Source organism: Pseudomonas sp. B16(2017) (assembly GCF_002113205.1).
GTDB classification, from domain to species: Bacteria; Pseudomonadota; Gammaproteobacteria; order Pseudomonadales; family Pseudomonadaceae; genus Aquipseudomonas; species Aquipseudomonas pharyngis.
This window is the reverse complement of sequence record NZ_NEKA01000011.1, coordinates 1-21157: the sequence shown is the minus strand read 5'-3', so window position 1 is coordinate 21157 and position 21157 is coordinate 1. Positions and strand designations below refer to the sequence as shown.

Annotated in this window: 18 protein-coding genes; 8 read left to right on the top strand and 10 right to left on the bottom strand. The window is 60.6% G+C overall.

Annotated elements, in window-relative coordinates; all coding sequences use genetic code 11:
- Positions 1-16: 16 nt before the first annotated feature.
- Complete coding sequence (locus CAG25_RS19235; RefSeq protein ID WP_085610690.1) at positions 17-1432, bottom strand: cytochrome ubiquinol oxidase subunit I; 1416 nt, start codon at positions 1430-1432, stop codon at positions 17-19.
- 109 nt (positions 1433-1541) lie between these two features.
- Positions 1542-3866, bottom strand: coding sequence for an FdhF/YdeP family oxidoreductase (locus CAG25_RS19230; protein WP_085610656.1), 2325 nt, complete (start codon positions 3864-3866; stop codon positions 1542-1544).
- A 356-nt stretch (positions 3867-4222) separates the two neighbouring features.
- Here CAG25_RS19230 and moaA point away from each other — a divergent pair, with 356 nt between their 5' ends.
- Together moaA and CAG25_RS19220 are read left to right on the top strand one after the other, a co-directional pair.
- The gene (gene moaA / locus CAG25_RS19225; protein WP_085610657.1) at positions 4223-5221 is read left to right on the top strand and encodes a GTP 3',8-cyclase MoaA; all 999 of its coding nucleotides are present in this window, start codon (positions 4223-4225) and stop codon (positions 5219-5221) included.
- 29 nt (positions 5222-5250) lie between these two features.
- Positions 5251-6150 (top strand): bestrophin family protein, encoded by a 900-nt coding sequence (locus CAG25_RS19220; protein WP_085610658.1) that lies wholly within the window; start codon positions 5251-5253, stop codon positions 6148-6150.
- Positions 6151-6184: 34 nt separating this feature from the next.
- Here the strand turns inward: CAG25_RS19220 and CAG25_RS19215 are convergent, their stop codons facing one another.
- The 3 genes from CAG25_RS19215 to CAG25_RS19205 all read right to left on the bottom strand — a co-directional run bounded on the left by CAG25_RS19215 (position 6185) and on the right by CAG25_RS19205 (position 8928).
- Positions 6185-7471, bottom strand: a complete 1287-nt coding sequence (locus tag CAG25_RS19215; RefSeq protein ID WP_085610659.1) for an ATP-binding protein — start codon at positions 7469-7471, stop codon at positions 6185-6187.
- Positions 7472-8179, bottom strand: a complete 708-nt coding sequence (locus tag CAG25_RS19210; protein ID WP_011334763.1) for a response regulator — start codon at positions 8177-8179, stop codon at positions 7472-7474. It abuts the gene before it with no gap.
- A gap of 140 nt (positions 8180-8319) precedes the next feature.
- Positions 8320-8928 (bottom strand): tRNA-(ms[2]io[6]A)-hydroxylase, encoded by a 609-nt coding sequence (locus CAG25_RS19205; RefSeq protein WP_085610660.1) that lies wholly within the window; start codon positions 8926-8928, stop codon positions 8320-8322.
- 159 nt (positions 8929-9087) lie between these two features.
- On the opposite strand from CAG25_RS19205, the gene CAG25_RS19200 reads away from it, so the two are divergent.
- The gene (locus CAG25_RS19200; protein ID WP_085610661.1) at positions 9088-9951 is read left to right on the top strand and encodes a universal stress protein; all 864 of its coding nucleotides are present in this window, start codon (positions 9088-9090) and stop codon (positions 9949-9951) included.
- 44 nt (positions 9952-9995) lie between these two features.
- On the opposite strand, the gene CAG25_RS19195 is transcribed toward CAG25_RS19200, so the two are convergent.
- The gene (locus CAG25_RS19195; RefSeq protein WP_085610662.1) at positions 9996-10466 is read right to left on the bottom strand and encodes a DUF1289 domain-containing protein; all 471 of its coding nucleotides are present in this window, start codon (positions 10464-10466) and stop codon (positions 9996-9998) included.
- A 469-nt stretch (positions 10467-10935) separates the two neighbouring features.
- Here CAG25_RS19195 and acnB point away from each other — a divergent pair, with 469 nt between their 5' ends.
- The gene (gene acnB, locus CAG25_RS19190) at positions 10936-13545 is read left to right on the top strand and encodes a bifunctional aconitate hydratase 2/2-methylisocitrate dehydratase (RefSeq protein WP_039767143.1); all 2610 of its coding nucleotides are present in this window, start codon (positions 10936-10938) and stop codon (positions 13543-13545) included.
- 167 nt (positions 13546-13712) lie between these two features.
- On the opposite strand, the gene CAG25_RS19185 is transcribed toward acnB, so the two are convergent.
- The 3 genes from CAG25_RS19185 to CAG25_RS19180 all read right to left on the bottom strand — a co-directional run bounded on the left by CAG25_RS19185 (position 13713) and on the right by CAG25_RS19180 (position 15662).
- Positions 13713-14993, bottom strand: a complete 1281-nt coding sequence (locus CAG25_RS19185) for an HAAAP family serine/threonine permease (protein ID WP_085610663.1) — start codon at positions 14991-14993, stop codon at positions 13713-13715.
- A 255-nt stretch (positions 14994-15248) separates the two neighbouring features.
- Positions 15249-15419 (bottom strand): hypothetical protein, encoded by a 171-nt coding sequence (locus CAG25_RS28675; RefSeq protein WP_172829490.1) that lies wholly within the window; start codon positions 15417-15419, stop codon positions 15249-15251.
- Positions 15420-15467: 48 nt separating this feature from the next.
- Entirely contained in the window at positions 15468-15662 is a 195-nt protein-coding gene (locus CAG25_RS19180) for a hypothetical protein (protein ID WP_064597508.1), read from the bottom strand.
- Between the two features lie 274 nt (positions 15663-15936).
- Here CAG25_RS19180 and CAG25_RS19175 point away from each other — a divergent pair, with 274 nt between their 5' ends.
- From CAG25_RS19175 to CAG25_RS19160, 4 genes are all read left to right on the top strand, one after another.
- Entirely contained in the window at positions 15937-16320 is a 384-nt protein-coding gene (locus CAG25_RS19175; RefSeq protein ID WP_064597510.1) for a tautomerase family protein, read from the top strand.
- 172 nt (positions 16321-16492) lie between these two features.
- Positions 16493-17461, top strand: a complete 969-nt coding sequence (locus tag CAG25_RS19170; RefSeq protein WP_085610664.1) for a 2-hydroxyacid dehydrogenase — start codon at positions 16493-16495, stop codon at positions 17459-17461.
- 216 nt (positions 17462-17677) lie between these two features.
- The gene (locus CAG25_RS19165) at positions 17678-18745 is read left to right on the top strand and encodes a phosphotransferase family protein (protein ID WP_085610665.1); all 1068 of its coding nucleotides are present in this window, start codon (positions 17678-17680) and stop codon (positions 18743-18745) included.
- 38 nt (positions 18746-18783) lie between these two features.
- Complete coding sequence (locus CAG25_RS19160) at positions 18784-19551, top strand: SDR family oxidoreductase (RefSeq protein WP_064597516.1); 768 nt, start codon at positions 18784-18786, stop codon at positions 19549-19551.
- A gap of 46 nt (positions 19552-19597) precedes the next feature.
- On the opposite strand, the gene CAG25_RS19155 is transcribed toward CAG25_RS19160, so the two are convergent.
- Positions 19598-20251, bottom strand: coding sequence for a trimeric intracellular cation channel family protein (locus tag CAG25_RS19155; protein WP_256575396.1), 654 nt, complete (start codon positions 20249-20251; stop codon positions 19598-19600).
- Positions 20252-21157 lie beyond the last annotated feature (906 nt).

Below are 21157 nucleotides of genomic sequence, written 5' to 3'. Positions count from 1 at the left end.
ACTCAACGCTCCTTTTTCAGTGGATCCGGGTCGCGGATTCGAGGTTGTCGGTGACCGCCGAAAGTGGCCGGCGCGGGGTCTGCACCTGAGTGCCTTCGGGCGGATGTTCGTGGTGCGGCTGCGGGCCCTTGCTCACCAGTTTCATCATGTAGCCGATGCCCACGGTGAACACCGAGCAGTAGATGACGACGAACAGCGCCAACGAGGTGCTCATCTGCGCCACCGAGTGATGGGACGCCGCGTCATGGGTACGCATCAGGCCGTACACCACCCAGGGCTGACGCCCGACTTCAGTAGTGATCCAACCGGCCAGCAGCGCGATCAGACCGCTCGGCCCCATCAGCAGCACCAAATGCTGGAAGCCGCGATGAAGGTAGACCTTGCCGTTGCGCCGCAACGCCAGACCCAGCACGCCGACGAGGATCATCAACATGCCGAGCCCGGCCATGACGCGGAAGCTCCAGAAAATCACGGTCGAGTTCGGCCGGTCTTCTTTCGGAAAGCTCTTGAGCGCCGGGATCTGCTTGTCGAGGCTGTGGGTGAGGATCAGGCTGCCGAGGTACGGAATCTCGATCGCGTATTTGGTCTTCTCCGCCTGCATGTCCGGAATGCCGAACAGCACCAGCGGGGTCGGCCCGTTGTCGGCGTTTTCCCAATGGCCCTCGATGGCGGCGATTTTCGCCGGTTGATGCTCCAGGGTGTTCAAGCCATGGGCGTCACCGACCACCGCCTGGATCGGCGCGACAATCAGTGCCATCCACAGCGCCATGGAAAACATCTTGCGCACCGGTTTGCTGTCATTGCCGCGCAGCAAATGCCAGGCTGCCGATGCGCCAACGAAGAACGCAGTGGCAACGAACGCGGCAATCGCCATGTGCGCCAGACGGAACGGAAACGACGGGTTGAACACGATGGCCAGCCAGTCCAGCGGCATCACTCGACCGTCAACGATTTCGAAGCCTTGCGGGGTCTGCATCCAGCTGTTGGAGGCGAGAATCCAGAAGGTCGAAATCAACGTACCGATGGCGACCATCACTGTGGCAAAAAAGTGCAAGCCACGGCCGACGCGGTTCCAGCCAAACAGCATCACCCCGAGGAACCCGGCCTCGAGGAAGAACGCGGTCAGCACTTCATAGGTCAGCAACGGCCCGGTGACGCTGCCGGCGAAGTCGGAGAATCCGCTCCAGTTGGTGCCGAACTGGTACGCCATGACCAGACCCGATACCACGCCCATGCCGAAGTTGACGGCGAAGATCTTCGACCAGAAATGGTAGAGATCGCGGTAAGTGTCGTTACGGGTTTTCAGCCACAGGCCTTCGAGCACCGCGAGGAAACTCGCGAGACCAATGGTGATCGCCGGGAAGATGATGTGGAACGAAACCGTGAACGCGAATTGAATTCGCGCCAGGTCCAGTGCCTCCAGGTTGAACATGATGATGTCCTCATCAAGGCTGAAAAGCGGCAGCACACGGCCGGGCCACCGCCAGGCGCGAACGCCTGCAGCCAGTCAAAATGCAAAAGGGTTGGATCGCGTGGTTCGGTCAGGCCACCGACGACGGGATCAGGTTGCTCGCCTCGGCCGCTTCGAGGCGGATCGCCACGAATTTGGAGGTCGGCGTGTAGGTGCGGTCGCCGTAGCTTTCCAGCGGCACCAACGGGTTGGTTTCCGGGTAGTACGCGGCAGCCTGCCCGGCGGGAATGTCGTAGGCGATCAGGGTGAAACCGCTGACCCGACGCTCGCGCTCGTCGCCCCACAGCGCCACCAGATCAACCTTTTGCCCCGGTTCGAAACCGAGTCGGCGGATGTCCTGTTCGTTGGCGAATACCACGTCGCGCATACCGTAGACCCCGCGATAACGGTCGTCGAGGCCGTATAGCGTGGTGTTGTACTGATCGTGGGACCGCATGGTTTGCAGGATCAGATGCGGTTTGACCGGCAGGTTGCGCACGCCTTCGCTGATCAGATGTTCCGGCAGCACACACGGGGTGAACTGGGCCTTGCCGGATTCGGTGTTCCAGACCCGGTCGGAGGCGTTGTTGCCGAGGTGGAAACCACCGGGGATCAGCAGCTTCTCGTTGAAGTTCTCGAAGCCCGGAATCACGTCGGCGATCAGGTTGCGGATGCGCCCGTAGTCGCCCACCGCCCATTCCCAGTCGATCGGGTGTTTGCCCAATGTGGCGGCAGCGATCCCGGCAATGATCGCCGGCTCGGATTTCAGGTGCGCCGACTTCGGCTTCAGTTGGCCGAACGACAAGTGCACCATGCTGAAGGTGTCTTCCACCGTCACGCCTTGCGGACCTTCGGCCTGGACATCGATGTCGGTACGGCCCAGGCACGGCAGGATCAACGCATCACGCCCGGTCACCAGATGGCTGCGGTTGAGCTTGGTCGAAATGTGCACGGTGAGGTCGAGTTTGCGCATCGCGGCGTGGGTGCGCGGGGTGTCCGGCGTGGCTTGAGCGAAGTTGCCGCCCAGACCGATAAACACCTTGGCTTCGCCGCGCTCCATGGCGCCAATCGCCATCACCGTGTTGTGGCCGTGCATGCGCGGCACCTTGAAGTTGAAGCGTTTTTCCAGGGCGTCCATCAGTTCGGTCGGGGCCAGTTCGTTGATGCCCATGGTGCGGTCGCCCTGCACGTTACTGTGCCCACGCACCGGCGACAGCCCGGCGCCCGGACGGCCGACGTTGCCGCGCAGCAGTTGCAGGTTGATGACTTCTTGCAGGGTCGGCACCGAGTGTACGTGCTGGGTCAGGCCCATGGCCCAGCACATGATCACGCTCTTGGCCCGGGCGTACATGCGCGCTGCCAGTTCGATGTCATGTAGCGGCACGCCGGACTGCTCGACGATGTGCTCCCAGCTCGTGGCGTCGACTTCGGCCAGGTAGCTGTCGAGGCCCGACGTGTGCTCAGCAATGAAGGCGTGATCGAACACCGGCTCGCCGCCGGTGGCCTGGGCTTCACGCTCCCACTCCAGCAGGAACTTGGCCATGCCGCGGATCATCGCCATGTCGCCGCCCAGTGCCGGGCGGAAGTACGCGGTGTTGGTCGCTTCCCAGCCGTTGCTGAGCATCTCGATCGGGTTCTGCGGGTTCTGGAAACGCTCCAGCCCACGTTCCTTGAGCGGGTTGATGCACACCACTTGAGCGCCGCGCTTCACCGCTTCACGCAGCGGTTCGAGCATGCGCGGGTGGTTGGTGCCGGGGTTCTGGCCGATCACGAAAATCGCGTCGGCATGGTGCAGGTCTTCATAGACCACCGTGCCTTTGCCGACGCCGAGGCTCTCGCCCATGCTCACCGCACTGGCTTCGTGGCACATGTTCGAGCAGTCCGGGAAGTTGTTGGTGCCGTAGGCGCGGACGAACAACTGATAGAGAAACGCCGCTTCGTTGCTGGCGCGACCCGAGGTATAGAACTCGGCCTCGTGGGGCGAGTTCAGGCCTTTGAGGTGCTTGGCGATCAGCGCAAAGGCGTCGTCCCAAGTGGTTTCGACATAGCGGTCGACCCGCGCGTCGTAGCGCATCGGATGGGTGATCCGGCCCTGATACTCAAGCCAGTAATCGCTTTGCTCGGCCAGGGTCGAGACCGTGTACTTGTTGAAGAACGCCGGATCGACCAGGCGGCCGGTGGCTTCCCAGTTCACCGCTTTGGCGCCGTTCTCGCAGAACTTCAACATGCTCGCGACGGGTGCTTCACCCCAGGCACAACCTGGGCAGTCGAAGCCGCCGTTCTGGTTGGTCTTGAGCATGGCGCGGATGTTTTTCAGGGCGTTTTCACTGCCCAGCCAGTTCTTGGTGAGGCTGATGACAGCGCCCCAACCCGCAGCGGCGCCCTTGTAGGGTTTGTAACGGTCGACTTGTGACATGGGACTTCTCCATGACGATGCACACAGGCAAAAACCTGATCGGGTTTAAACAGCGACGACTGACTTTCAAGTTAAAAAGCGGTCGTTTCGTTTGACGGGGCCAAGGATAGGAACCGCTGCAAAAACTTGTCTAATCGCTATTAATGACTGCGTTATCGAAAGCATCTATCACCGACTTAATCCCTTTAAATCCAGGCACTTGCAAAACCAAGCAGGGAAGAACAGCGAATAATTATTTCATCATCGACAGCATCAATCGGCCGGTAATCAAGAGTGATTGGACGCTGTCTCAAGTTGCTCATAATCTGCGCCGACCCAATCCCTTCAATAGCGGATTTCACCCAAGCGAGGCTGTCATGTCAGAGCGCGTCTTGATCGATGGTTACAACCGCCGCGTCGACTACCTGCGCATGTCGGTCACCGACCGCTGCGACTTCCGCTGCGTGTATTGCATGGCCGAAGACATGCAGTTTCTGCCGCGCCAACGGGTGCTGACGCTGGAGGAGATCTATCAACTGGCGCAGAGCTTCGTTGCACTGGGCACCCGCAAGATTCGCCTGACCGGCGGCGAGCCGTTGATTCGTCCCGGTGTCGTCGGCTTGTGCAAGCAGATCGCCGCCCTGCCCGGCCTGCGCGAACTGTGCCTGACCACCAATGGCTCGCAGCTCGGCAAACTGGCCAGCCCGCTGTTCGATGCCGGGGTCAAACGCCTCAACGTCAGCCTCGACAGCCTCGATGCCGAGCGCTTCAAGCAGATGACCCGCACCGGCGACCTGGGCCAGGTGATCGACGGCATCGACGCCGCACGCGCCGCCGGATTTACCCGCACTAAACTCAACTGCGTGGTGATGCATGGCCGCAACGATCACGAGATCAATGATCTGGTGCAGTTCGCCATCGAGCGGGATCTGGATATTTCCTTCATCGAGGAAATGCCGCTGGGGATCATCAGCGAACACAGCCGCGCCGAGTCGTTCTTTTCCAGCACTCAGGTGCGCGAAAAGATCGCCGAGCGCTACACCCTGATCGACTCCGCCGAATCGACCCAGGGCCCGTCGCGCTACTGGCGGCTGGCCGAAGCGCCGCACATTCGACTGGGGTTTATTTCTCCCCACAGCCACAACTTCTGCGGCACCTGCAACCGGGTGCGGCTGACGGTCGAGGGGCGTTTGCTACTGTGTCTGGGGAACGAGCATTCGGTGGATCTGAAAGCGGTGCTGCGGGCTCATCCGGGTCAACCGGAACGACTCGAGAAAGCCATCATTGAAGCGATGAAACTCAAGCCTTACCGGCACAATTTTGAAGTGAACGACGACGTGCAAGTGGTGCGTTTCATGAACATGACCGGCGGCTGATCCGCCACGTTTGCAAGGCAGAGAGCCGCATGATCATCCGACCCAAGGTCAATCAATTCGCCATTCTCTTCACCCTCAAAGGCTCGATTGCCAAGCGCATCGCCCTGCGCGCCCTGATGGTGACGCTGCTGGCGTCGGCCATCGTGCTGGTGGAAATGCTCCACCCGAGCAACTTCACCAAGGTCAACGCCACGCCGTTCACCCTGCTCGGCCTGTCGCTGTCGATCTTCATGAATTTTCGCAACAACGCCTGTTACGACCGCTGGTACGAAGCGCGCAGGGCCTGGGGCGAAGTGATCGTGCATGTGCGCTCGATGATTCGCGAGACCCATGTGATTCGCGAATCTGCGCAGCGCCGTCTGTTGCTGCTCAACCTCGCAGGTTTTGCCCATGCGCTGAATGCGCGGTTGCGCCGGGAAGACGAAGCCGCCGCCAGCGCCGAGTGGATCACCCCGCAGCACGATGCGCAGGTGCCGGACTACAGCGGGCGCATCCTGCAGACTGTCGGTCAGCAATGCTCCGATCTGCACGAATCTGGCGAGCTCAGCGAATGGCGTTACATGCTGCTGGCCAATCACCTGACCAGCCTGACCCAGGCGCAGGCGGTGTGCGAGCGGATCAAGAACACGCCGCTGCCCTTCCCTTACACCCTGCTGCTGCACCGCACGATTTACCTGTTCTGCATCCTGCTGCCGTTCGCCATGGCCGAACCGCTGGGCTGGCTGACGCCACTGTTCACGGCAATTGTCAGCTACACCTTCTTCGGGCTAGATGCGATTGCCGATGAACTGGAAGACCCGTTCGGCCGGGATGAAAACGACTTGCCGACCGATGCGCTGGTGCGCAGCATCGAGCGGGACATTCTGGCGGAGCTGGGGACTGAGCCGTTGCCGCCAGCGCTGAAACCGGTGGACTACGTCCTCAGTTAATCGACTGCCTCCCCCTTCCGGGGAGGGAAACTCATCAATCCAGATGCGCCCAGGTCATGCGGAACGACGCCCCGCCCCACGGTGAATCGCCGACGTCGACCTGCCCGCCATGGGATTGCGACACCCGCTGCACCAGCGCCAGACCGAGGCCAAAGCCGCCTGTGCGGCGGTCACGGCTGGCGTCCAGGCGCGAGAACGGTTCGAAGATTTTCTCCCGTCCTTCCAGCGGCACGCCCGGGCCGTCGTCGTTGACCTGCACTTCGTATTGATCGCCGATGCGCACCAGCGACACCTCGACCCGCTGCTCGGCATAGCGAATGGCATTGCGCAGCAGATTGATCACCGCCCGCGCCATGAACCGCGGTTCGATCCGTACTTCATCGACTCGGCAATCAACGATCAGCAATTGCACACCGGCCGCCTCGGCCTCCAGGGCTACGCTGCCGACCACGCTGTCGAGCCAGTTGGCCGCCTGGATGTTTTCGCGGGTAATCACCGTCGCGCCACGTTCGAGGCTGGCGTAGGTCAGCAGTTCGGAGACCATTTCTTCCAGCTCGCCGAGGTCGGCATACATGTCGGCGATCAGTTCGCGGTTCTGGCTGGCGTCCGGTTGCTGCTTGAGTTGATCGAGCTCGAACGACAACCGGGCAATCGGCGTGCGCAGTTCGTGGGAGACGGCGTTGGTCAGTTCGCGCTGATTGGCGATCAGCCCTTCGATGCGCGCTGCCATCAGGTTGAAGTGGCCGGCCAGGTCGCGGATGTTCGAGCGTTTGGACAGCTGGATCCGCACCGAGAGGTCGTTGTCGCCGAAACGCTCGGCGGCCAGCCGCAGTTTTTCCAGATCGCGCCAGTGCGGACGAACCCAGAAGTACAGGACGATGCCCAGCAGCACAGCCAGCATCAGGTAGGCCCCGGCAATGTAGAACGGCATCAGGCTCGGCTCGGGCGGCAGCTTGATGCTGAGCAACTGCGAACCTCCGTCGATGTTGCTGATGAACTGGGTGTAATCGTCACGAATAACCAACACATCCTGGGCCAGTTCGGCTTTTTCCTGATCATTGAGGTTCAATTGGTCAGCCTCGACCAGGCTCAACGTCAGCCCGTAGTGCGGACGCAACGCCTCCAGTTGCGCCTCGCGCGCCGCGCCCTGCTGGTCGCGCATGTGTTCGACCAGCGACCAGGCCTGACCGCGCACCGCTTCACGGTTGTAGGCCTGCATCTGGTTGTCGAGCAACGCGTTGAAGGTGTGCTCGACGGTTTGCAGCGCCGCTACCAGCCCGACGGTCATCACCAGAAACAGCCCGAGAAATAACCGCAGCATCTACAACTCCCACGCGAACGGATTGAACAGGTAACCCTTGCCCCACACGGTCTTGATGCACACCGGTTCGCGAGGGTTGTCCTTGAGTTTGTTGCGCAACTTGCTGATGTACACGTCGACGCTGCGATTGAGGCCATCGAACGCGATGCCGCGCATGCGGTTGAGAATGTCATCGCGCGACAGGATCTTGCCGGCGGCGCTGGCCAGCAGCCACAGCAGTTCGAATTCCATGGTGGTCAGCTCGATCAGCTCGCCCGCCAGACGCACTTCGCGGCAACTGCGGTCGATGATCAGGTTGCCGAATTCCAGTGAACTGACCACGCCGCTGTCCGGCACCTGCCGGCGTTGCAGGGCCCGCAGGCGCGCGAGCAGGACCGGCGGCTTGATCGGTTTGATCACGTAGTCATCGGCGCCGGACTCCAGTCCCAGAATGTGGTCGAGGTCATCTTCCTTGGCCGTCAGGATGACAATCGGTGTGTCCGACACGCTGCGGATTTCCCGGCATACGTGCAGGCCGCTCTGCCCTGGCAGCATCAGGTCGAGCACCACCACTTTGGGCTTGAATTCGAGAAACGCGGCCACGGCCAGATCGCCGCGATGCACCGTGCGTACCTCGTAGCCGTGTTGTTCGAGAAAGTGGGCGATCAGCGCGGCCAGCCGCTCATCGTCTTCCACCAGCAGGACTCTGCCAAAACCCAGGTTATCCATAACAACCGCCGCCAACCGCTTTGTGAAGTGGGCGCCATTATGGCGGCATTCGCGGGCGAGTCGTTTATCGCAGGCAGCAAAAACCGGCCTCCGGGGCCGGTTTTCGTTGATGTTTCATACTCTTAAGAGTTTTTAACAATTCATGCCGCGACGGGTACGCCGCTGTGGAAGCGGAATTCCTCGTCCGGCGATTCGATCAGGTCCTGCTCGGCGGCGCGGACTTTCTCGATCACCTGGGCGATATCCTTGGCGTCACCGTACTGGTAGGCCAGTTTCAGGTAACCCTGGAAATGCCGGGCCTCGCTTTTCAGCAGGCCGAAGTAGAACTTGCCGAGTTCTTCGTCCAGATGCGGCACCAGCGCTTCGAACCGCTCGCAACTGCGCGCTTCGATGAAGGCGCCGACCACCAGGGTGTCGACCAGTTTCACCGGTTCATGGCTGCGCACCACTTTGCGCAGGCTCGAGGCATAACGGCCGGCATGCAGCTGGCGCAGTTCAATCTTGCGTCGCTTCATGATGCGCATCACCTGCTCGTGGTGCACCAGTTCTTCCCGGGCCAGACGCGACATCATGTTGATCAGATCGACGTGGGAATGGTACTTGGCGATCAGGCTCAACGCGGTGCTGGCGGCCTTGAACTCGCAGTTCTTGTGGTCGATCAGCAGGGTTTCCTGATCGGCCAGCGCGGCCTGGACCCAGGCGTCAGGCGTGCGGCAACCAAGGAATTCGTGGATTTCGGGAAGGATCATGGGGCTCACGGTCAAAAGGTGTTCGAGCGAAGGGCGCCGATTATACCGGCCTGCCCGCAGACCACCAGCGGCCGGCGTTGATATGCATCAAGTCGCAGACGGATGCGCAGCAACTATAGTTGTGCAACGCCGTGCCTTTTCATTGCTGGAGACTCACTCATGCAAGCCATTCGCAGCATTCTGGTGGTCATCGAACCCGAACACGCGGAAAGCCTGGCGCTCAAGCGCGCCAAGCTGATCGCCGGGGTGACCCAGGCCCATCTGCACCTGCTGGTCTGCGACAAGAAGCACGATCACGCCGGCATGCTCAGCGTGCTCAAAGCCGCGCTGCTGGCCGACGGCTACAGCGTCACCACCGAACAGGCGTGGAACGAGAGCCTGCACGAAACCATCATCGACGTGCAGCAGGCCGAAGGCTGCGGGCTGGTGATCAAACAGCATTTCCCCGACAGCTCGCTGAAAAAGGCCCTGCTGACCCCGGCGGACTGGAAGCTGCTGCGCCACTGCCCTACTCCGGTGCTGCTGGTGAAGACCGCCGGTTCGTGGAAGGACAAAGTGATTCTTGCAGCGGTCGACGTGGGCAATGCCGACGGCGAACACCGTCATCTGCACACCACGATCATCGACCATGGGTTCGACATCGCCAGCCTGGCCAAGGGGCACCTTCACGTGATTACCGCTCATCCGTCGCCGATGCTGTCGGCGGCCGACCCGACGTTCCAGCTCAAGGAAACCATCGAGGCGCGCTATCGCGAGCAATGCCGGGCGTTTCAGGCTGAATTCGACATTGATGACGCTCATCTGCATGTCGAGGAAGGCCCGGCGGACGTGCTGATTCCGTTCATGGCGCACAAGCTGCAGGCGGCGGTGACGGTGATTGGCACCGTGGCGCGCAGCGGGGTATCCGGTGCCTTGATCGGTAACACGGCTGAACAGGTGCTGGATACGTTGGAAAGTGACGTGCTGATACTCAAGCCTCAGGAGGTTGAAGACCATTTGGTCGAGTTGGCGGTCAAACATTAAGGCCCGCGGTGCCTGAACCGGCCCCTTCGCGAAGCTTTTGACCTTTAGTCGCCGAGGGCATCCTTGAGAAAACCGGGGGCGATGTAGCGCTGATAGTGCGCTTCCGACAGCAGGAAAAATTCCCGATCAATGGCATCGCGCAGTTCCGGCAGGTTCCAGTCGCGAAACTCCGGCAGCAGCACCATGCCGTAGGCTTCCAGATTAATGATCACCCGCGCGCCCCGGGCGATCAGCTGATATGCCCAGCAATATTCCGACTGATGCGGCACGAAGCGGATCTTGCGCTGCTCCAGCTGATGGCGCAGACGCGCCGGATCGAAGACCTCGACCTTGCTCGCCATCACTTGTGACAGCAATTGCTCAAGACGCAGCCAGACCGCGCGCTTTTCCTCCTCGTTGTAACCGTTCCAATGGATCACTTCGTGGTGGAAACGCTTGCAGCCACGGCACACCAGATCACCGTAAACGGTGGAGCAGAGGCCGACGCAAGGGGTCTTGATGGTCTGATTGGGCATAGAGTGGGCAAAACACTTGAAACGCGGAACAGGTCGGCATGTTAGCCCTTTGTCCGCCATTCATCACCCCTCAAACGTCAGGGACAAGCGCCGGATCAGGGTTTGCCCCAGCCGCGCACAACGCAACCAAAGTCCAATAGAGCGCGACTTACCTTTAAATTTTTTTTGCCGTAGAATCAGCCAGCCTTTTTAGGCGCCAATGTCCGTTAGAAGCTGTTTTCAAAGCGTCACGAGCACAGTCGTTCCTTCAGAGCGGTGTTGGCGTAAGGTTTTTCCAGCGGGGAAAAGCCATACGCCAACCCTCATCAGCTCCCCGTTCTGCAGGCGTAAAACTTTGAAAGCAGCTTCTGTAAGGAATTGCCGGTAATTCTGGCCGAACGACCCACAACGTCGTGAGGAGCATGAGTACGGCAATTTCGGGATGAGCGTCCCGGACACCCATTTGGGACCACTGATGAGGGTAATAACTGTGCTTGAAGCCTACCGCAAACATATCGAAGAGCGTGCAGCCCTGGGTATCGTTCCCCAGCCGCTTAACGCCGAACAAACTGCAGGCCTGGTCGAGCTGCTGAAGAATCCTCCGGCTGGCGAAGAAGCTTTCCTCGTTGACCTGATCACCAATCGCGTACCACCAGGAGTGGACGAAGCCGCCTACGTCAAGGCCGGTTTCCTCTCCGCACTGGCCAAGGGCGAAGTCTCCTCCCCTCTGCTGGACAAGAAGCGCGCTGTAGAACTGCTCGGCACCATGCAGGGCGGCTACAACATCGTGACCCTGGTTGAACTGCTGGACAATGCCGAGCTGGCGCCAGTGGCCGCCGAGGAACTCAAGCACACCCTGCTGATGTTCGATGCTTTCCACGACGTGGCTGAAAAGGCCAAGAACGGCAACGTTCACGCCAAGGCCGTGCTGCAATCCTGGGCTGACGGCGAGTGGTTCAAGAAGCGCCCGGTGCTGGCCGACAAGATCAGCCTGCGCGTCTTCAAGGTGACTGGCGAAACCAACACCGACGACCTGTCCCCTGCGCCAGACGCCTGGTCGCGTCCAGACATCCCGCTGCACGCCCTGGCCATGCTGAAAATGGCCCGTGACGGCATCGTTCCGGACGAGCAAGGCAAGACCGGCCCGATGAAGCAGATCGAAGAAATGCGCGGCCAGGGCTTCCCTATCGCCTACGTCGGTGACGTGGTCGGTACCGGTTCCTCGCGTAAATCGGCGACCAACTCGGTCCTGTGGTTCTTCGGCGACGACATCCCTTACGTTCCGAACAAGCGCGCTGGCGGTTTCTGCTTCGGCAGCAAAATCGCTCCGATCTTCTACAACACCATGGAAGATGCCGGCGCACTGCCAATCGAGTTCGACGTATCGAACATGAACATGGGCGACGTGATCGACCTGTACCCGCACGCAGGCAAAGTCTGCAAGCACGGTACCGACGAAGTCATCACCACCTTCGAAATGAAGACCCCGGTGCTGCTGGACGAAGTCCGCGCCGGCGGCCGTATCCCGCTGATCATCGGCCGTGGCCTGACCGAGAAGGCTCGCGCCGAACTGGGTTTGCCAGCGTTCGACCTGTTCAAGAAGCCTGAAGCACCGGCTGAAAGCACCAAGGGCTTCACCCTGGCGCAGAAAATGGTCGGCAAGGCATGCGGTCTGGCAGAAGGCAAAGGCGTTCGTCCTGGCACCTACTGCGAACCGAAGATGACCACCGTAGGTTCTCAGGACACCACCGGTCCAATGACCCGTGACGAACTGAAAGACCTGGCGTGCCTGGGCTTCTCCGCTGATCTGGTAATGCAGTCCTTCTGCCACACCGCGGCTTATCCAAAGCCGATCGACGTGACCACCCACCACACCCTGCCTGACTTCATCATGACCCGCGGCGGTGTTTCCCTGCGTCCGGGCGACGGCATCATCCACTCGTGGCTGAACCGCATGCTGCTGCCGGACACCGTGGGTACCGGTGGTGACTCGCACACCCGTTTCCCGATGGGCATCTCGTTCCCGGCCGGTTCCGGCCTGGTCGCGTTCGCCGCTGCCACCGGCGTCATGCCGCTGGACATGCCGGAATCGATCCTGGTGCGCTTCAAAGGCAAAATGAAACCTGGCATCACCCTGCGTGACCTGGTTCATGCCATTCCTTACTTCGCCATCCAGAACGGTCTGCTGACCGTTGAGAAGAAAGGCAAGAAAAACGCCTTCTCCGGCCGCATCCTGGAAATCGAAGGCCTGGAAGGTCTGACTCTGGAACAGGCGTTCGAACTGTCCGACGCCTCGGCCGAACGCTCGGCTGCCGGTTGCACCATCAAGCTGTCGAAAGAGTCGATCACCGAGTACCTGCAGTCCAACATCACCCTGCTGCGCTGGATGATTGGCGAAGGCTACGGCGATGCGCGTACCCTGGAGCGTCGTGCTCAAGCGATGGAAGCCTGGATCGCCAACCCGCAACTGATGGAAGCCGATGCCGACGCCGAATACGCCGAAGTCATCGAAATCGATCTGGCCGACATCAGCGAGCCTGTGCTGTGCGCGCCGAACGACCCGGACGACGCCCGTCTGCTGTCCAGCGTTGCTGGCGAGAAGATCGACGAAGTGTTCATCGGTTCGTGCATGACCAACATCGGTCACTTCCGCGCTGCCGGTAAACTGCTGGATCAGGTCAAGGGTCAGCTGCCAACCCGTCTGTGGCTGTCGCCGCCGACCAAGATGGACGCTCACCAACTGACCGAAGAAGGCTACTACGGCATCTACGGCAAAGCCGGCGCCCGCATGGAAATGCCAGGCTGCTCGCTGTGCATGGGTAACCAGGCACGCGTTGAGCCGAACAGCACCGTGGTGTCGACCTCGACCCGTAACTTCCCGAACCGTCTGGGCGACGGCGCGAACGTCTACCTGGCTTCGGCTGAGCTGGCGTCCGTTGCTTCGATCCTGGGTCGCCTGCCGACCGTCGAGGAGTACATGGAATACGCTGGCAAGATCGACAGCATGGCGGCCGATGTTTACCGCTACCTGTCTTTCGACCAGATTGCCGAGTTCCGTGAAGCGGCTGCGAACGCCAAGATCCCTGTCGTTCAAGCCTAACGCTGCAACGCAATGAAAAACGCCGCCCATCGCGAGATGAGCGGCGTTTTTTTATGCCTGCCGGATGGGGCTTCGCCCCGCGCTGATCGCAGGCACAAAAAAGGCCGACCTGCGAGGCAGATCGGCCTTTCTGTTTCACAAGATCAAACGGGATCTTGTGTTGGATCTCACGCCGTCAGCGAATAGATCAACGCCGAAATGGCCACCAGACCCACTGCGGTGACAAACACGTTCGACATCTGCCCACGATAACGGGCCATCGCCGACACTTTGCGGATCGCGTACATCGGCATCAGGAACAGGATCGCCGCGATGACCGGGCCACCGATGGTTTCGATCATGCCGAGGATGCTCGGGTTCAGGGTCGCCACGATCCAGCACACCACCAGCATGAACGCCGCCACGATGCGGTCCAGCGCCTTGGCGCCCGGACGCTTGCCGCTTTTGACGATCAAGCCCTTCAGGCCTTCGCTGGCACCGATGTAGTGGCCGAGGAACGACTTGGAGATCGCCACGAACGCAATCAGTGGCGCCGCGAACGCGATGGTCGGGTTGCTGAAGTGGTTGGCCAGGTACGACAGGATCGACAGGTTCTGCGCCTTGGCTTCCGCCAGTTGCTCCGGCGACAGGGTCAGCACGCAGCTGAACACGAAGAACAGCACCATCACCACCATCAGCAGGTGCGCGCGGGACAGGATCTGCGAGCTGCGCTCATCCGCGTGAATGCCGTAACGACGCTTCTGATCCACAGCAAACGCCGAGATGATCGGCGAGTGGTTGAAAGAGAACACCATCACCGGAATCGCCAGCCACAGCGTGTGCAGCAGCGCCGACGGTGCCGGCACTTGCGAAGCGGTGGTCAGGATGCCGCCGTTCCAGTGCGGAATCAGGTACACCGCCAGGAAGAGCAGCGCGACGATGAACGGATACACCATCAGGCTCATGGCCTTGACGATCACTTGCTCGCCGCAGCGCACCACGGCCAGCAGGCCGAGGATCAGCACGAACGAAAGCAGCGCGCGCGGTGGCGGCGTGATGTGCAGTTGGTGCTCGAGAAAACTGGCGACCGTGTTGGTCAGGCCAACGCTGTAGATCAGCAGGATCGGGAAGATAGCGAAGAAGTACAGCAGGGTGATCAGCGCGCCGGCCTTGATGCCGAAATGCTGTTCCACCACGTCCGTGATGTCGGCGCCTTCGCGACCGGAAAGCACGAAGCGGGTCAGGCCGCGGTGTGCGTAGAACGTCATCGGGAAGGCCAGCAGCGCGAGGATCACCAGCGGCCAGAAGCCACCCAGACCTGCGTTGATCGGCAAAAACAGGGTACCGGCGCCGATGGCCGTCCCAAACAGTCCCAACATCCAGGTAGTGTCATGGCGATTCCAGCTCGACAGTTCGGCTGGTGCTGCCGCCTCAAAGCGTTGTTCGACGCTATTGGCCTGATCATTCATCCGGTCGGATCTCCGCATTCCGGTCACTTGCCACTCGGTCAGGACGCGTCGGAAAAAACCGACAGACATGCTCCGGCCGAAACAGGGGCGCGATTCTCCGCGATAAATGAGCAGAAGCAAAGACTTAGCTGAGGAATGGTTGTGCGGAGCAGATCGGAGGCTTGTCGCTTTTGGGAAAAAGACTGTCGGCGCCAGATACGTCACATGTCGTTCTATGGCATGTGCTGGCGCCGAATGTGCCATGGGAAAACCCGATCAGATCGATCGGGCCAATATGAAGCCGAGGGACATGCAAAAGATGCCCAACCCCAGCAACCCCCAGATCGGGCGCATTTCTTTCCTGTTCTTGATCCGTATTTTTTCGGCCCACTCATCGTGTTCCCGTTCCAATTGCTCCATTCTGGCTTTGGCGTCATAGGTGCTCATGTTGATTTCCTTTTGGGTCATGTGTCTGAAGATTGCGAAAACGAACGTTCAAAACTTGAAAAAGACGCCCGCTAACGCCGCGCTTGCCGTCAACACGCCGGCCACCACCGCGACTGGATAGAAATACGTCTCCCACTTCAGCTTCTTCTCTTCCGCCAGAAGCTTCTGCCGCTCAGCCACCAGTTTTCGCGTTTCGTTATGCAGCCTGTCCAGTTCCAGGTTTTCACGGTTGTTCTGAAGCATTGGCCTTCCTTGGCTGATGGCAATTTCCGTCCGGGTTGCCGCTCCGTCCTGAAGAGCGCATCCCGTCCTGCTCTCTATGGTTCCGCGCTTCTCACCCCGCCGTATAGCGGATGAATCCGGCAGCACTTGTAGGCAACATCCGTAAATCCCGCAGGATGGTGCGTCCATTTCCTAACGTTTTTAAACAACCTCACTGACCGGCATTTTTCGGCTATACCCAATGGCGAATTGACTGACATTCCCGTCCAGTCCCCCTCGCCTGTGGAGCCATCCCATGCCCCTCGTCCGCGTCGACATCAAGAAGAACCCGGACCCGACGTTCGCCAAACGCATTGGCGAAGTGATCTACGCCGCCCTGCGCAGCGAGATCAATGTGCCGGAACATGACAACTTTCAGGTGCTGGCCGAGCACGACGACCAGCACTTGATCTATGACCCGCAATATTTGGGAATCCAACGCAGCGACGGCATCGTGTTCATCCAACTGACCATCAGCGAAGGCCGCACCGTGGAGATGAAACAACGGCTGTTCCAGACCATCGCGCGCAACCTGAACCAGCAACTGGCCGTGCGTCAGGAGGATGTGTTTATCAACCTGGTGGAGGTGAAAAAAGAGAACTGGTCGTTCGGCAACGGCATCGCCCAGTACGTGACCTGATCCTGTGACCACCGGCGCCGGCCTCACCTTCTGACGAAGCACCCGCGCGCTCCCCGCATCAGCTCCTACACTGCCTGATGCGGGGCCGCGCCAGCCATTGCCAAACCGCTCTGGAGTCAGCACTCTGAACCGACTTTTGCGCCCGAAGACCGACGATCACAGGAGCCGAGTAATGCCCGCCACCGTTCTGGTACTGGTTGAAACCATCAATGACTATTTGCCGATTCTTGAACATCAGGGTTTTCACCTGATTCTCGCGCCGACCCCTGCCGAACGCGCGCAAGCCATCGCCACCCACGGGGCGCGGATTGACGCGGTGCTGACCCGCGGCCCGCTGGGTTTATATGCTGAAGAGATCGCCGCATTGCCCGCGCTGAAAATCATCTGCGTGATCGGCGCCGGTTACGAGCAGGTCGACCTGCAGGCCGCCAGCGACCGGGGTCTGATCGTGACCAACGGCGCCGGCGTCAATGCTTCGTCGGTGGCCGACCACGCCATGGCCATGCTGCTGGCGCTGGTGCGTGACGTACCGCGCTGCGACGCAGCCGTGCGTCGGGGCGAGTGGCCGAAAATCATGCGCCCGTCACTGGCCGGCAAGCGCCTGGGGATTCTCGGACTGGGCGCGGTGGGGATGGCGATCGCCAAACGCGCAAGCCTGGGCTTCGACATGGAGATCAGCTACCACAACCGTCAGGTGCGCAGTGATGTGCCTTACGCCTTCTGCTCGACCCCGACCGAACTGGCCCGGGCCTCGGACTTTCTGGTGGTCGCCACGCCCGGCGGCATCGGCAGCCAGCATCTGGTGACCCGCCCGGTGCTCGATGCCCTGGGGCCCAACGGTTTTATCGTCAACATTGCCCGCGCCAGCGTCATCGCCACCGCTGAACTGATCAGCGCACTGGAACAACGTCGCATCGCCGGGGCGGCGCTGGATGTGTTCGATCACGAGCCGCAAGTGCCCGATGCACTGAAAAACCTCAGCAATGTGCTTCTGACCCCGCACGTCGCCGGATTATCACCGGAAGCCACCCAGGGCACCGTGGAACTGGTGGGCAAAAATCTGGTGGCTTTCTTCTCCGGCCAACCGGTGCTGACGCCCCTCCAGTTGCCGCCGAAACTGAACAACCAGCGCGTGCACTAAAGCGCGCCAGGCAAAGTTCAAGACGCCGGGATTCGGCGTCTGCCGAAATCATGCCAAGCGTGGCGGCGTTGGGCTGCGGGACGCCACGCCCATTCCTAAAGTTGATTACCGTCCAACACGCTAACCTATAAGACCGGACCGCGCTTGTGACGACCCGAGCGCGCCATTAGATTAGCCAATGATGTCTGGCCTCCAAAATAAGCAGAAGGGATAAGCATGGCGCTTACTGACCAGTCCACCCGTATCCGCTCTGGCGAAGAACTCGATGCCAGCCTGATCGATCCGTACCTCAAGGCTCATATTCCGGGCCTGACCGGCACACCGCAGATCAGCCAGTTTCCCGGCGGCGCGTCGAACCTGACCTACCTGCTGGAATACCCGGACCAGGAATTCGTCCTGCGCCGTCCGCCGTTCGGCCACAAGGCCAAATCCGCCCACGACATGGGCCGCGAATTCCGCATCCTTAACCAGTTGCGCGACGGTTTCCCGTATTGCCCAAAAGCCTACGTGCACTGCACCGACGATTCGGTGATCGGCGCCGAGTTCTATGTGATGGAACGGGTCAAGGGGATCATCCTGCGCTCGGACCTGCCGCCGGAGCTGGGGCTGGATTCGGCGAAAACCGAAGCCCTGTGCAAGAGTTTCATCGACCGTTTCGTCGAACTGCACCGGGTCGATTACAACGCCTGCGGCCTCGGCGATCTGGGCAAACCGGAAGGCTACGTCGCCCGCCAGATCAAAGGCTGGAGCGAGCGTTACGAAAAAGCCCTGACCCCGGACGCTCCGCACTGGGAACAGGTCAAAGCCTGGCTCACCGACAAGATGCCGGCCGACCACCCGACCTCCAGCATCGTCCACAATGACTACCGCTTCGACAACGTGATTCTCGACCCGAACAACCCGATGCAGATCATCGGCGTGCTCGACTGGGAACTGACCACCCTCGGCGATCCACTGATGGACCTGGGCAACACCCTCGCCTACTGGATCCAGGCCGACGACCCGGCACCGGTGCAACTGATGCGCCGCCAGCCAAGCCACGCGCCAGGGATGCTGACCCGCCGCGAATTCGTCGACTATTACGCCGAACGCTCGGGCATCCAGATCGACAATTTCGATTTCTACTACACCTACGGCCTGTTCCGCCTGGCCGGCATCGTGCAGCAGATCTACTACCGCTTCTTCCATGGCCAGACCCAGGACAAACGCTTCGCGCAGTTCATTCACATGAACAAACTGCTGGAGCAGATGAGCCTGCAGGTCATTGCCAAATCCAGCCTCTGATGACGGCGTTATAACAAGGCTTACTACAAGGGAATCCCATGTCCAAGACTCAGTTGTTCGACCTCGACGGCAAGATCGCTTTCGTCTCCGGCGCCAGCCGCGGCATCGGTGAGGCCATCGCCAAACTGCTGGCCCAGCAAGGCGCCCATGTCATCGTTTCGAGCCGCAAACTCGAAGGCTGCCAGCACGTGGCCGATGCCATCATCGCCGACGGCGGCAAGGCCACAGCAATCGCCTGCCACATCGGCGAAATGGAACAGATCAGCCAGGTCTTCGCCGGAATCAAGGAACAGTTCGGCCGGCTGGACATCCTGGTCAACAACGCCGCGACCAACCCACAGTTCTGCAACGTGCTGGACACCGACCTTGGCGCCTTCCAGAAAACTGTCGACGTGAACATCCGCGGCTACTTCTTCATGTCGGTGGAAGCCGGCAAGCTGATGCGCGAAAACGGCGGCGGCAGCATCATCAACGTGGCCTCGATCAACGGCATCTCGCCGGGGATCTTCCAGGGCATCTACTCGGTGACCAAGGCTGCGGTGATCAACATGACCAAAGTCTTCGCCAAGGAATGCGCGCAGTTCGGCATCCGCTGCAATGCCCTGCTGCCGGGCCTGACCGACACCAAATTCGCCTCGGCCTTGGTTAAGAACGACGCGATCCTGAAACAGGCCCTGACGCAGATCCCGCTCAAACGCGTCGCCGACCCGAGCGAAATGGCCGGCGCCGTGCTGTACCTGGCGAGCGACGCGTCGAGCTACACCACCGGCGTGTCGCTGAACGTGGACGGCGGATTCCTGTCCTGAGCCGCTTCTGACGCAAAAGAAAAGGGCAGCCCGAGGGCTGCCCTCTTCATGCCTCCAGAACCTTCGGCAACTGCCAGCCGAAATGCACCGACAACAACCGCAACAACAAACACGCCGCCCCCGCCAGCAACGCAGCCGCCACCGGCGGCACACCCAGCCTGCGCCCGACAATCAACACCTCCGCCCCGACAAACGCCGAACTGGCATACAGATCCGCCTGCAACACCACCGGCACCCGCGCCAGCACAATGTCACGCAACACCCCGCCACCGACCCCGGTAATCGTGCCCATCAACATGGCCACAAACGGCGAGATCCCGAAATTCAAGGCCTTCTGCGCCCCGGCCACGGCAAACAGCGCCAATCCCGCCGCATCCAGCACGATCAGGGTCAAACCGGACCAGCCCAGTACCAGCTCATGAAAAACAAACGCCACCCCGCCCATGGCAAACGCCAGCGCCGGATAGCGCCAGTCCGCCACAGCCTTGGGCGGCGTAGCACCGATCAACAGATCACGCGTCACCCCGCCACCGAGCGCGACGATGAACGCAATCACCATCACCCCGAGCAGATCGAGCTGACTGCGCATCGCCGCAATCGCGCCTTCCACGGCAAAGACTGCGGTGCCAACCAGATCGGCCACCAGCACAATCCACTCGACCCGCGCCTTCAACGGCGCCCGGCTTATTGAGTGACGCAACGGGTCTTGGTGATGTGTCGAGTCACTTGCCCGTCGGCATAGGCATCACCGGCGACCTCGGTATTTTCCATGACCTGACAAGTGCGCTCAGGTGGCGGAGGCGGTGCTGCCGGCGGAGGGGGTGGCGGACTGGCGCAACCACTGAGCAGCACCAGACCGAAAGCCGACAACAACGAAGCACACACGCGTTTCCCAGGATTGTTCATAGGATGACCCGCGATGAATGGAAGAAAACTCCCGTCGCCGAGCAGGACAACGCCCGGCTATGGAAACCGAACTACTCATTCCTTATAGACCAGTGGGGTGTGAGTGCCAGTGAAATGGTGGGACTGGGGGGAATTGGCTGTCGATTTTGGGGTGGGGTTGGTGATTGGATCGTGGGGTCCGACAAATCGAGGACAGCCTTGAGAACCAGCCCTCACCACAGCCCTCCCGAAACGTCGGACCGCCCGTAGGGAGAGGGAGCCTACGGAGTTGCTCATTCAAGTTATATCGACCTGAACCATCGAGGCGAACTCAAGCTTTGAAGAGCACACAAGTCGGCTTAGCGCTCTTCACCACTCACCACGATGAGCGTTAGCTCGAGTAAGGCTTTTGACGTGCTGGCCCCGTCGGCAGGCTGAGTGGAGGGATTGATCCGGGGGGGGGGAGCGCAGCGACCGTTTGGCGAAGCCAAACACATCGAGAGGAGGTGCAGCGAAGCAAACCGTAGGCGATGCCCCCGGATCAATCCCGGAGCGAAGGAACCCGAGCCACAGCGAGGGCCGTACGTCAGGGCACAGACCTTTTGGTTACTTTTGGGGCGTTCCCTCTGTGTCAGGCTACCTGTCGCCCTTGTTGATTGACTCGTTCATTCAAGAGGGTGAAGGTGCATAACAATGTCCAATTTAGGCAAGCGCTACGACA